5 protein-coding genes are annotated in these 13,388 nt (G+C 68.7%); 2 read left to right on the forward strand and 3 right to left on the reverse strand.

Features of this window, described 5'->3' with window-relative positions; all coding sequences use genetic code 11:
- Nucleotides 1–24 precede the first annotated feature (24 nt).
- The 3 genes from WMF26_RS44395 to WMF26_RS44405 all read right to left on the reverse strand — a co-directional run bounded on the left by WMF26_RS44395 (nucleotide 25) and on the right by WMF26_RS44405 (nucleotide 10,715).
- Nucleotides 25–501 (reverse strand): hypothetical protein, encoded by a 477-nt coding sequence (locus tag WMF26_RS44395; RefSeq protein ID WP_437997660.1) that lies wholly within the window; start codon nucleotides 499–501, stop codon nucleotides 25–27.
- A 119-nt stretch (nucleotides 502–620) separates the two neighbouring features.
- Nucleotides 621–1,196, reverse strand: a complete 576-nt coding sequence (locus WMF26_RS44400; protein ID WP_437997661.1) for a hypothetical protein — start codon at nucleotides 1,194–1,196, stop codon at nucleotides 621–623.
- Nucleotides 1,197–1,565: 369 nt separating this feature from the next.
- Nucleotides 1,566–10,715 (reverse strand): DUF6972 family protein, encoded by a 9,150-nt coding sequence (locus tag WMF26_RS44405; RefSeq protein ID WP_437997662.1) that lies wholly within the window; start codon nucleotides 10,713–10,715, stop codon nucleotides 1,566–1,568.
- 297 nt (nucleotides 10,716–11,012) lie between these two features.
- Between WMF26_RS44405 and WMF26_RS44410 the strand changes: the two genes are divergently transcribed.
- Together WMF26_RS44410 and pheA are read left to right on the forward strand one after the other, a co-directional pair.
- A complete protein-coding gene (locus WMF26_RS44410) occupies nucleotides 11,013–11,891 on the forward strand; it encodes a hypothetical protein (RefSeq protein WP_437997663.1) in 879 nt (292 codons plus the stop codon).
- A 417-nt stretch (nucleotides 11,892–12,308) separates the two neighbouring features.
- Nucleotides 12,309–13,388 (forward strand): prephenate dehydratase, encoded by a 1,080-nt coding sequence (pheA, locus tag WMF26_RS44415; RefSeq protein WP_061628186.1) that lies wholly within the window; start codon nucleotides 12,309–12,311, stop codon nucleotides 13,386–13,388.

A 13,388-nucleotide genomic window follows, 5' to 3' on the forward strand; every position in this document is an offset into this window, starting at 1 on the left:
TGGAGCCGGGCGGCGCGTGCTCAGTCATGTTTCCCGCAAGACGAAGCGGTATAATGCCTCCCGGGAGGTGATGGCCGCCTCGTATACGCCGAAGTCAGCTCTCCAGTGCTCACGCCTGAATGCGAGTCCACGCGCCATAGCATCAGCAAAACCTTCCAGTGGTGCGGGCGGGAAGTCCCCGGGCACTCCTTCCGGTAGATCTTCCATGATCGAGACAGACTCGGCGCACAGGACTGTAATCATCTGCGAGACCAGTGCCGTAAACTTCTTGAGCCCAGCGATCGGATGGCAAATCGCCATGCCGAATTCCATGCGGCTCTCGCCACCCGTGGCACGGATCTCGATTTCGAAAACACAATCTTCGCCCCGCACGAGTGCGCACCGAGCCTTTGGGCTGAGGCTGTCGGCCGGTGACGCTCCGGGAATCCGCAACAGCAGTCCAGCAGCATCATCTTGGGATACAGACGACTCAATCGCAACCTTGAAATCCTCAACGCCCATTCAAACATCGCACTAGGGCTCGACTATGTCCGAGCTCGTCGTATCCGATGTGCCTCAGGTGCTCCGTCGTCATCGGCTCGTCCGGGTGCTGCGGATTGACCTGACCACTGCTCCCATCCTCACGACCCCGAGCGCGAAGCGGAGTCGCCAGCCTGCAGTCCGTCTATAATGGACAGATTGATCGATATGCCACGGCGCTCAGCGCCGAGCGGTATACGAACCCGGGCATCTGCCACCTCAGGAGAATCGAGAATCCATCGTTCATACTCAGCAGTGGCGCAACTCCACATCCACCTAATCGCTCCCCGATCATCTAGACACCAAACGCGCCGTTCCGTCGCGATGACCAGGGCGTGATGTTCGTGGGCTTCGACAAACCATGGCGCGTCGATCGTTTCCCCTTCCTCATACTCCATCGTCACAGAGGACGCGATTGCAAGCGTGGACACATCCAGCGCAACCACGGCTTGCGCCCCGCACAATACGAAGCAGTTGCCCGCCGGCCAGTCAAACAGTTCGTACGCATCGCCAGACCACGGATCTAGCCTAAGACGCCCATCGACGGCATCGAACGTCTCTTGGTCCTCTAGCCTAAGCGAGAGCACGCCCGGGCCTCCGTCGCCGGACGAGTAGTCGGCTTGAAGCAGAACGCGACCCGACCGAGCCAGAACTTCACCATGTGTTTTGAGCTGCACGATAGTCTCCTGTTGTTGCGCGCGTCCGTCACCCGCAAAAGCTCGCCCAGCGGATTGTGCTCGTACCGCGTCACGATCTGCTGCGGAGCTCCAGGCACACCAGGATTCGAGGTCATCGAGTCGGAGCTTGCTTGTCTGCCCACTCGTCGAAATGCAGCTATGGCTCGTCGAGCTCCTTTCGACCTACCAGAACGAACTCGTCCTCTAGCAGCCAGAACCGTGCGTCTTCATATTTCTCACTTAGGAAGAGCTGACGATTGCCCTGGCCCGGGTCGAGAATCTCGTACCCGCCCTCGATCGGTCGAAGAAGAAGAAGACAGGGGACAGAATGCCCCTCGTCAGCCCACACCTCGTACCATGCTTCCATATTCACCTTGCTGGTCCTGTCCGCGGCATCACATGATAGAGGCCGTTGGCGCTGATTTTCGCCTCGCCGTAGTAGAGGGGAATACGGCTTCCATCCGCGGCGATGCGGTATCCGATGGGGGTCTTGAACATCATACCGAAGCGCTCGGTAACCGTACCGCCTCGAACGATCGCTCCTGTGAATTGACCGCCCTCGAAAATGGCGTTCTCGACGCGCGCGAGCGTCGCCATGTCCGGAAAGACATGTGCTGCTCCTTCGCGGGTGATTAGCCTCTCGGCAGCCGGAGTCCCTTCGATGTGTTTCGGAATGTGCTTCAGCTCGTAGGCTATACCACTGAACGCCCTGCCTCCCTCCCCTGCAGCCAAGGCTTCCGCCTTCACTGCGGCCCTCCGCGCAGCTAGCTTTACGAGTGCCTTGCCTCCAGCCTTCACCAGCGACACGGCTGTGCCGCCGAGGCCCACCGCATCGATCGGGTCGATCATCGATGTTTCTATCGGCACGTCTTCTCTCGCGACCTGCGCTTGGCGGAAAGCGAGTCGCTCCGCGGGGCCTCCGTCCACGCAGACTCCAGAGGTGCACATCGTATCATCCGGATCGATGCTCTGTTCCGGGCTGTCCAGCGGCCCCACGTACGACTGACACCCGCCATCGACGCACTCCTCGGCCAGCCCGGTGGGGTCGACGAACCTCAGCGGGTTGTTCCGCGTGTACGTATAAAGCCCCAGGTGGATTGGGCTGTAGACACCGCCGTTCGGCGCCCCTCGCATGTACTGGTCGAGGATCGGATCCGGGCTCAGCCACACCCCGAGCCGCGGCTCATAGCTGCGCGCCCCGTAGTGGTAGAGCCCCGTCGACAGATCCAGCTCCTTGCCGTTGAACAGGTACGGCTGCCGGTTCTGGAACCGCGAGTCGGTCTGGTCGGTCCACAGCTCTCCGCTCGGCAGGTACTCGACGTGCTGGCTCAGCTGCTGGTCCTGATCGGTGACGTACTGCGTGCTCCCGAGGTGGTCCGGGTGGTAGTACAGCACCGGCGGCTCCTGGAACCAGTCGGCGTCGATCTTGCTCGCGATCCGCGTCTCACCCGCGAAGATATGCTTCGTCGCCGTCACCCCGTTGCGCACCACGAGGTGCTGGTCGACGTACGCCGTCTCCTCCTCGCCGGCCACCAGGTGCAGGTGAACGCGCCGCTCGCCGGCGCCGTCGTAGAGCGCCCGCGACAGCTCCTGTCCGTTCTCCCGCACCGACACCAGCCGGTTGTCTTCGTCCCAGCTCAACACCCGCTGCGGGCTCCCGCGGTACTTCCACTCCTTGTGGTTGCCGTTCGCGTCGTGGAACAGCTCCCGCAGCCGCGGCTGCGACTCCGCCGGCACGAACTCGTCCACCTGGTTCGCCGCGTGCGGCCTCGGCCCCGTGTAGCGGTACTCGTTGCGGTACGTCCTCTCCCGGATCGGCTGTTCGAACCGCCACTCGCCGGGGCCATTCGGCACGTAGCGCGCGACCTCCTGCCCCTTCCTCTTTACGTTCCCGAGGACATCGTACGCGATGTCCAGCGTGTACCGCTGCTGCTCGTGGCCCCGCTCCTGGTAGGTCCCCGACGCTGCGGTCAGCTGGTTCAGGTCGTCGTACGCGAACCGCTGCTGCGTCGTCGCGACCATCACCGCCCCGCCCAGCGACTCGTCGAACGGCACCGCGTTGTCGAGCGCGAGCACGTTGCCCACGAGATCGTAGTCGTAGCGCAGCCGCTGGAACGCCCTCGGCGGCCGCCCCATCTGCTGCATCTGCGGCGTCCGGTGATCTGCGTCCACCTCCGACAGCCGCCGCGTCGATTCGTTGTAACGGTACTTCGTCTCGACCCCGTTGCCCGCCACGACCCGCACCCGCTGCCCGAACGCGTCGTACCCGATGTGCCTCAGGTACTCGGTCGTCATCGGCTCGTCCGGGTGCTGCGGATTGACCTTCTGGTTCTCCCCGATCGCCGACACCAGGAGGCCCCCGCGGTCGTACCCGTAGCGCACGATCTCCTCGCCGGAGCCGGGGAAGTGGATCTCCTGCATCCGCCCCAGAGAATCGAACACGTAGCTCAGCGTCGCCTGGTACGGCCCCCGGTGCGGCTCGCGCAGCCGCGGGAACTCCGCCACGAGCTCGGCCACGTTCCCGAAGCGATCGTAGCGATAGCTCCGCGTCCCCGCCGCGCTCGTCTCCTGCGTCAGCCGCCCCGCGCGGTTGCCCTTCGCGTCGCCGGCCTCATCGGCGGCGCCGTACGTGTACACCACGTCCTGTGTCACCGGATAGTCGATCTTCGACAGCCGGTTGTAGGTGTACTCGTACCGGATCAGCTGACCGCGCAGCCCGAGCTCCGCCGTCTGCTTCACCCGCAGGTTGCCGGCCAGGTCATACCGCCACTCCGTTCGCCCCGCGTCCGGGCTCACGAGCTCCACCATCCGGCCGACCGAGTCGTACGTCGCCGTGGTCGCGTTGTTGCGCGCGTCCGTCACGCGCACCAGCTCGCCCAGCGGGTCGTGCTCGTACCGCGTCACGATCTGCTGCGGAGCTCCGTCGATCGTGTTCCACTCCTCCACCGCCGCGATCCGCCCGCCCACGTCCCGGTAGCTGCTCCGCGACTTGCCGTTCGCGTCGATCACCGTCTCCTGGAACAGCAGCCGTCCATCGAACTGCACCACGTCGTACTCGATCAGCGTCCGCGCATGGCCGCCCGTCGTCTCGGCCTTCGGGTCGGGCGCCTCGACCCGCCGCGTCCGCGACAGCACATCGTGCTGGAAATGCGTGCTCCGGAGCATCTCCACGGCCACGAACGTCGTGTCCGGCTCCACGCTGAACACCGGCTGCCCCTGCTCCACCACGCGGCCGAGCGCGTCGAACGCCACCGCGCCGCTCACCGTCATCCCGACCTCGGTGCCCGTACCCGTGTCGCGCTCCAGGTCCTTCTTGGTCTGGATCACCCGCCCGAGCCCATCGGCGAACGTCACCGTCACGATCGGATCGCCCGGGTGCTCTGCGTCCTTGTGGCTCGTCTTCGCCCATGCAGGCGGCGCCGTCGACTGATCGGGCTGGAGCGCATACTCGAACCCGACCGCTGGCTCGCCTTCTCCGTCGAGGTCCTCCTCACTCCAGATCTTGCTCGGCGTGCATCCGACCGGAAGCGTCTGCGGCTCGGTAAGGTCGTTCGGGCCCCAGACCCCGATCAGCCGGCCGAAGTCATCGTACCGATGCGCGATCGTGTGCCCGTTGACGTCCGTCTCCTGCGCCACCGTGCCGAACGCGTAGTTGGGCACGCTGATCGAGCGGTAGCCGAAGCTGTCGGTCACGCACGTGCGGTAGCTCTGCGCGAGCGCATCGTAGCCGTAGGTCAGCTTGTAGCTGGCCGGATCGGTGACGGTCGCCAGGTTGCCGAGCTCATCGTAGGCAAAGCTCCACGTCGCCTGGTCGCCCGCGTACGCCGAGCCGTCCGGTCGCTTGCCCCCGCGGATCACGTTCGTGAGCGTCTCGAGCGCGCCTGTGCCCGGCCCGTACGTCGCCGTGCGCTCGCGCAGCACGCGCCCCTCCGCGTCCGTCGTCTGCACCAGCCTCGGCTTCACGAAATACGGCGCGTCGTCCTGCTCGTACTCGATGTGGTGGTGTACGTCGTCGGCTGCGGTCCCCTCCTCGCCGTAGGAGAACACGTCGGTGAGGTTGCCGACAGCATCGAAGATCCGCGCCTCCCGCGTGCTCTTGTGGGTCGCCGCCGGGTCGTCCGTGATCCCCTCGTAGAACGCGCTCCTCCGCGCCGTCTCCCTCGGGAAGAACCACCCGTTCGCCGCGATCTGCGCAAGATCGGGCGCCTGGTGCTCGACCTCCTCCACCGTGTAGAGCATCCCGTCGCCGTCGCGCAGCGTCGAGCGCGCCGCGAGTCCGCGCCGGTAGACGTCCTCGTTCCGGTAATCGACCTCCTCGATCGACATCGCGAAGACCCCATCCTCATCCTCGCCCAGCGTCGTCGTCGCGACGCGCCGGTACCCGAGGTCCAGCCGCTCATCGCGGTGGTACACCCCGTCTCCGTACGTGCCGATCTGCGTCCGGTACGTGTGCACCCCGTGTGCGCCGCTCACGCCCTCCACGCCGTCGTGCACGACCACGTCGCTCAGCACCCACTGGCTCGACGGCATGTCGACCACCGCCGTCCTGTCGTCGATCGCCGTGCTCGCGTCGTCCGCGGGCAGCCCGCTCTCGTCCACCGGCGCATTCCCCGCGACCTCCCTCGGCACCACCAGGTTGCCCTCGCGCCGATAGTCGAGCTCCACGCTCCCGCCCAGCGGCCGGTGCACGCGCCAGAGCAGGTTCGCCTTGCCGATGGCATTTTTCCGCGCCCGCACCGCGCTGTCGCCGTCCCGCTTCAGCACGTGGTCGGCCAGCCCGTCGCCGTCGATGTCCTCGAACCCGAGCTGCGACCCCCCGCTGCCCTCGGAGTAGTACACCGACCCGCCGATGCAGACGAAGTAACAGACCTGGAGCGACACGCTGCCGTCGAGGCTCTCCGAGCGCCGGAAGCCCACCGCATCGCCGCCGCCCATGAACGTGTATTCCTGCGGGTCGATGTTCACGCCCCAGGCGCCTGCCGGCCATTGCTCCTCCGCGGCGAACCGGTCGCCGAGGTTCAGCTGCACCCGGAACGACGTCTCCCCCGGATCCTTCATCACCTTGTCCGGCAGCCCGTCGCCGTTCATGTCGACGAAGTCCACGATCGTGCGCGCCGTCGTGCGCGTGTAGCCGATCCCCGCGCCCACGCTCGCGCTCACCCCGCCGCTGGAGCCGCCCGCGCTCGCCCCGAACCCGACGCTCTGCGCGCCCGTGTCCTCCAGCCGCACCGCCTCCACGCCCGCCGCGTCCGAGAAGAAGCCCAGCACCTCGCCGAGCGCGCCGTTCAGCTCGCCCGCGTCGAAGCTGCCTTTGGTGAACCCGTCCCGCTGCCACGGCACCGGTGCGGTGAACCGGTAGCCGAGGTTCAGGGCCACCGTCATCTCCTCGCTCTCGGGGTTCTGCGTCACCTGGTCGACAAGCCCGTCGCCATTGATGTCGAGCAGCTCCACGTGCGCCGCCGACAATCCGTAGCTCGTCCCGGCGCTGAAGCTCGTGCGCAGGTATCCTTGCGAGCGCCCCCGGCTGTCGGTCTTGTTGAGCGTCTGCTCCTCCTCGTCTCCCGCGCTGAACGTGAGCGACGCGAGGTCGCCGCTCAGCCGCACCGTCCGGTGCTCCACCCGCCGCAGCGCCTCCGGCAGCGAGAACGACGCGCTCGCGCCGAACCCCTTGCCGGTATTGAGCACCGCGCCCTCGCGCGTCACGCGGTCCGGGTAGCGGTCGCCGTTCAGATCGATCAGCTCCAGGTCTGTCGTGGTGCTGCCGAAGCTGTAGCCGCCGCCCACGGGGCCTGCGCCCGCCGTGAGCTCCGCGTTCCACGTCTCCGCGTAGCGCACGCTGCCCCGGTGGCGCTGCCCCGAGAGCCGCCCCACCACCGACGGCAAGACCCGATCGCCGCCCACGAACGCCTCCGACGCCGCCGCGCCCCAGATCCGCGTGCCGTCCTCCAGCGAGAGCGGCACCGCGAGCGTGAAGCCGCGGTCGGGGTCGCGCGTCGGAAACACGATGTCCGCCTCCGAGAACGCGCGGTCTCCGTTCATGAAGCCGACGGACCAGCCATGGAACCCACCCGCCGTCGGGTCCTGCGGCGCCCCATCGACGAGCGCCTCGGACGCCGGATCCGGCACGAGGACGGTGAACCCCACCGGCGTCCCATCGATGCTCGCGTCGATGATCGCTCCGTTGCTGTCGGACGCGTTCGTCTGGAAGAGCGTGACGTAGATCGGCTCCCCGGCCTGGACCTCCAGGTCCACCGCCATGGTCACCGCGCTTCCGGCGCTGCTCGCGGGCACGTACAGCTGCTTGTGGAGCAGCCGGTGCACGCCTTGCACCAGCAGCGTCAGCGACGTATTCCCCGGCACGACCACCGTCCCCTCGAGCCGCACCGTGCCCGTCTCGGTCGCGATCCAGGGCCAGCGGCGCGCCCCCGGCCTCCACCGCTGCACGGGCATCGCGACATACGGCTGCTGCTGGATCAGCGCCACCGGAAGCGGCGCGTCCTCGGCCGTGTCGCTGTCCAGCTTGCAGCCGGCGCGGCCGTTCGGCTGGATCGCGCACTGCACCGGCCCGCAGCGCCGCTCGCCGGTCTGCCGATCGGCCCGGCAGTAGGTCCGGTAGTCGACCGTCGGCGTCCACGAGACGCGCGCCGGGTCGTCCGGCACGTCCGACTTCACCCGGAACCAGAGCCGATCGCCCTCCTTCACCGACACGAGGCCATTCTCATCGCCGTGCAGGCGCCCCGCGAGCGCCAGCACCCCTGCGTCCGCGCTCACCACCTCCTCATCCATCACGCTGTGGAACGTGCCCTCGCTCTCCCGCGCGATCGAGACCCGCAGCTGATCGCTCGTCGACGCTTTCACAAGATCGCCGGTGATGCTCACGAGACCGTCCGACGACGCGACCCACGGCACCTCGGGCCGTCCCCCGAGGCGATGGTCCTGCGCAACCTCGAATCGATGGATGGGCCGGCCGTCCGGCCCGACCTGTCCGAGCAGCTCCTCGCTCACCTCATAGGCGATCGTCGGGCTCCACGACAGAAGATCGGACGCCGTGTTCACCACCCGCTCCGGGTCGATCTCGGGCGCCGCGCTCACCCGGAAGTAGAGCCGATCGCCCGCGAACACGTGAATCGAGAGCGGCGCGCCCCCGCAATCGCCCGCGCCGATCGCGCACGGCCCGAGCTCGTCCGGACCGAACGCATGGCCGAACAGCGGCGGCAGCTCCCCGTTGCGCACCAGCTCCACGCGCAGCCCGTCGCCGCCCGCCTCCTGCTTTTGCAGCACGCCCCCGATGCGCACGTCCCCCTCGAACGGCGCGATCCACCGCAGCATCGGGTCCGCCGGAAAGAAGTCGGCGCGCGACGCCAGCGCGAAGTCCGGGCGGCCCGACGGCGCGCTGCCGTCGACGGCCCCCCAGTCCTTCGCGCCGAGGAACCCGCCGCGCCGATCGTTGAGCGCGACCTGGAGCTGCCCGAGATCCCCGATCGACACGAGATCGGGGAACCCGTCGCCGTTGAGATCCGAGACGACCCGCTCGTCTTCCGCCCGGCTGCGCGTGTACGCCGCCGACGCGCTGAGCGCATCGCCCACGTTGATGCCCGCGTGAACGCTCCACCCGGACGTGTCCGTCAGCCCGAGATCCCCCGGGGAGAGCCCGCCGAGGTGGAACGGATCGAAGTGATTGTGGTCGGGCAGGCGCAGCAGGTTGCGCAGCGCGTCCCCGCCGTCGCCGACGAAGTCGGGCAATCCGTCGCCGTTCAGGTCGAGCAGGCTGGCGCGCGTCGTCTGGTCGCCGCTGTACCCGCCGCCGCCCACGCTGACGATCCCGAGCAGCCCCACCGACACGCTGCCGCCGAAGGTCGAGTCCTCCGTGCGCGACAGGCCTTTCTTAGACCACGCTTGTCCCCACGTCTCGGCCTCGGCCGCGAACGCCCCGGGCTGCCCGGAGGCGGTGCGCGGCGCGGTGAAGTACTCGAACGTGTGGCGATAGAGCTCCTCGCTCGTGAGCGTCCCCTCGTCGTCGCGGCTCCCCTTGCCGGAGACGGCGATCGCCTGGAGCAAGCTCTTGCCGAAATCCCCTTCGGTGTACTCGAGCGCGTAGCTGCGGATGATCGTCTCGCCGAACCGCACGTCCACGCGCCGGAGCCGCTCGCTGGTCTGCTCCAGGAAGCCCGGCCTGCCGTTCAGCGTCACGTCCTTCCGGCCGCCCTCCGAGATGAAGTCGACGGCATACGCCGCCTCGACGCCCTGCGACGTGTTGGCCGTGTACTCGATGCGCTCGGGGTGCACCTCGATGTGCGGCGCCGGGCCCGAGGGCTCGACCCGATGCGCATAATGGAAGAACATCTGGTTGCCGAACGGGTCGCGGACCTCCTCCAGGTACCAGCGGAACACGTTGCTCGGCCGGTCCGGGTCCGGATCGGCGAGCCGCGCGTTCGCGCTGCGCCCGTAGACGTAGTTCGTTCCGCTCTTGTCCGTGACCTCCCAGTGATAGCTGTCCGGTCCGGTCCCGTGGCGCAGGATCCGCGCAAAGCGCCCTTCCACCCGCTGCCGGTAGACCTGCGGCTCGACCGACACGTCGCCCGTCCGCACGAGCTCGCTCCCGTCGAGCGCGTATCGCTCCTCGCCCGTCGCGTACGTCGGTACGCCGAAGCGCGTGTCGATCTCCACCCGCGACAGCCGCAGATCCCAGCCCACACCGAGCCACCCGTTGCGGTGCTCGCTGTCGTAACCGATGGCGAGCGACGGCTGGATTCCGTTGCGCCCCGGCGGGACCACGATCGGGTGGCTCAGGTGCGCTGAGCCGCTCGAGCTCGCCTCCGGCGGCGCGACCAGCGTCACGCCGGCGAGCGGGCTGCCGAGCGCGAGCCCCTTGATGCTGCTTGGATCGAACGAGCGCGCCCCCGGCGCGTCGGGCATCGCCAGCGTCGCGTTGATGAAATCGGTGAAATGGTCGGTCAGGCTCGCCAGCTTCCCCTTCGCGGCCTCGCCGGCTCGCTCGACGCGCTGCCAGGTGCCGAGCGCCTCGTCGAAATAGAAGCCCGTCACGTGCTGCGCCGTCATCCCCGGAGGAATCGCGTGCTCGTCGTACGGCAGCGTCAGCCGCACCGGCTTCTTGAACCTGAGCCCGTGCGGCCCGAAGCGATACGCCCTCCCCCCGGACGTGACGTTGACCATCGCGCGCCCCATCGGCCGCACCTCGGCCTGGGAAAGCGGCCGGATCGTGATCCGCACCGGCTCATCCACCGCGCCCTGCGGGATCTCCAGGACCGCCCCCTCGAACGCCACCACGCGGGCCTGATCGGGGAGCACCATTTCTCCATGGGGCGCCCCCACGTCCTCGACCGGCGGCGCATCGGGACGAGGCCCCAAGAGCAGCCCACCTGCGCCGTCGCTCGGCAGCCGCAATGGAATCGCCGAGAGCGCCACCCCGCCGCCCGGAGGCGACAGGGGCAAGAGCCGCGGCTCCGGCGGCCCGGCCAGCGCGAGCCCCTCGTGCCCCCGCCCGAGCAAGAGCACCACAGCACAAAATACCACGAGACGATACGACCAGCCCGCGTGTCGCATTCGAGATCCCCCGACGCAATGTCTGTTGGTTGGCGCACAGGGATCCACGACAGAACGCACCGTGTCAATGCGCTCTTCACGAAAGCAATGAATCGGCGTCCCCGTCATCTCCGAGCCCCAGCCGCCTCTTCATGAAATCTACACACAGACATCATCGCAGCAGCATTCGGACGCCCGGCCGTGCCGAACGCCGTTGACAGCTCCTCCTCATGAGCGACCATCCCCCGGTTACGCTCAACCAGGAGGGAGTCCATGCCCCTGAAACGCACCGTCAAGAACACGTCCAAGCCCACTTCACCCAAGGCCAGCTCATCCGGCAAGACGCCCGTCTCCAGGACGAAGCGCCCTGCCGCACAACCCCAGGATCCGACCAGCGATGAGGCGCTCCTCGCCCTGGCCCCGACCTACGCGGCCGGCCCCGACATTCCGGTGAGCGTCGCGGAGCGCGAGCTCGCCTCGCTCGCGCGCCTCGCGCACACGCACGCGGCGCGGCTCGCCAGGGTCGGGATCACCGCCGACAAGGTGGCTCTCCTCGCCCGCTTCGCCCGCCGCCTCGGCGCCCTCGAGAAGACCTGGCAGAAGGCGCGCGGCGCCGTCCAGCTCACGTCGGCGCAGCGCAAGCTCCGCGACGAGGCCGAGGCGCTCGACGCGAAGCTCGTGGCCGGCGGCCGCTGGGGCTGCCGCAACGACCCCGCCGCCCAGGCCGAGCTCTCGCGCATCGCCGAGGGCTCCGGCCTCGCCGACACGATCCAGGACCTGCGCGATCTCGTCGACTTCTGGTCCGACCACGAGAGAGCGCTCGGCGTCACCGATATCACGCGCAAGGATCTCAATCGGGCCAGGGCGCTCGCCGATGCGCTCGAGGACGCCGCCGCCAACGAGGCCTCCGACGCGAGCGCCGTGCAGGCGCTGGAGCTCCGCAACCGCGCGTTCTGGGCCGCCGACGAGCTCGCCAAGGAGCTCCGCGAGGGCGGCCGCTATGCCTTCCGCGATCAGCCCAAGATCGCGGCCAGGTTCGTGTCGCGCCACCGCGCAACCCTGAACCGGCGCTCGCGCCTCAAGGCGAAGAGAGCCAAGACGGACACGCTCTCGGAGCAGACAACCGTAGAAAGCCAGACAGCCGTCATCTGAGCATTCCTTCTGCGGTCGTACCGCGCGTCTGGCATCGTATCGCGCCCTCCCTGATCCCCTCGCGCCCGCGCCCGATCTCCTCTCGCCTGCGCCCGCCCCTATCGCTCCCGCCCCCGCCCCTATCGCTCCCGCCCCCGCCCCTATCGCTCCCGCCCCCGCCCCTATCGCTCCCGCCCCCGCCCCTATCGCTCCCGCCCTCCCCGCTCCCTCGTCAGGCGCTCGTTCTTCCTCCTCGCCTTCGCCGATCTCCTCTCTCCCAGCGGGCCCACGCGTCGAGCCCGCACGGACGCCGCTTCGCCCCCGACGCGCGCCTCCGTCGCGCGCGTTTCACGCGCCTTCCCCGCGCCGAGGCGAGCCTTGCGCGGCGGCGTCCCCTGCGCTTTGATGGCCGCCGGTCCCCTCCGAGGTGAAGTGTACATGACGACCCTGGGCGAGCTCCGCGTGCGCATCGACAGCATCGACGATCGGATCCTCGAGCTCCTCGCCGAGCGGGCCGAGGTGGCCCTCGAGGTCGCGCACGCGAAGCGCGCCGCCAACGCCACGCAGTTCCACGACCCGGAGCGCGAGCGGCGCGTGCTCGACCGCCTCCAGACCAAGGGCGCCGGCCGCTTCCCGCGCGACGCCATCCGGGTCGTCTTCCGGGAGGTGATGAGCGCCTGTCTGGCGCTCGAGGAGCCCATGAAGGTGGCCTTTCCCGGGACCGAGGGCGCCTTCGCCGAGGTCGCCGCGCGCCACCTCTTCGGGCTGGCGGCGCGCTACCGGGAGACGGGCACCATCGAGGGCGTCTTCGACGCCGTGCGCGCGGGCGAGGCGGCCTGCGGCGTCGTCCCCATCGAGAGCTCGTCGGACGGCTCGGTGACCCTGACCGCCGACGCCCTCATCGAGAGCGACCTCCAGATCCGACAGGAGCTCGTGCTCGACGTGGCGTATTGCCTGTTCAGCAAGGCGGAGGGGCTGAGCGGCATCACCCGCGTCCACGGGCACTCGCACGCGCTCTCGCAGTGCCGGCTCTGGCTCGCCAAGCACCTCCCCGGCGCGCAGATCGTCCAGACCGCCTCCGTCGCCGCGGCGGCGCACGAGGTCCTCGGCGATCCCGCCGCGGCGGTGGTCGGCAACCGCGGCGCGGGCGAGCTCTACGGGCTGCCGCTCCTCCGCGAGCGCATCCACGACCGCCCCGAGAACGCGACCCGCTTCATCGTCATCGCCCGGGCCGACGCGCCGCCCACGGCCGCCGACAAGACTTCGATCGTCTTCTCCGTGCAGGAGGAGCCCGGCGCGCTCCGCCGGGTGCTCGCCATCTTCGACGACGCCGCCATCAACCTGACGAGGATCGAGTCGCGCCCGAGCCGGCAAAAGCACTGGGACTACGTCTTCCTCGTCGACCTGGAGGGCCACCGGAGCGATCCGCGCGTCGCCGAGGCGATCGAGCGGCTGCGCGCCCGCTGCGAGATGGTGAAGGTGCTCGGGAGCTACCCGCGGTCGGCCGGATCGCGCTGA

It is taken from the genome of Sorangium sp. So ce185 (assembly GCF_051526825.1).
Classification (GTDB): domain Bacteria; phylum Myxococcota_A; class Polyangia; order Polyangiales; family Polyangiaceae; genus Sorangium; species Sorangium cellulosum_D.

Excerpts from the sequence above, each read along its gene's own strand:
- WMF26_RS44410 (WP_437997663.1), top strand. The coding sequence starts at position 11,013 with ATGCCCCTGAAACGCACCGTCAAGAACACGTCCAAGCCCACTTCACCC.
- pheA (WP_061628186.1), top strand. The coding sequence starts at position 12,309 with ATGACGACCCTGGGCGAGCTCCGCGTGCGCATCGACAGCATCGACGAT.
- WMF26_RS44395 (WP_437997660.1), bottom strand. The coding sequence starts at position 501 with ATGGGCGTTGAGGATTTCAAGGTTGCGATTGAGTCGTCTGTATCCCAA.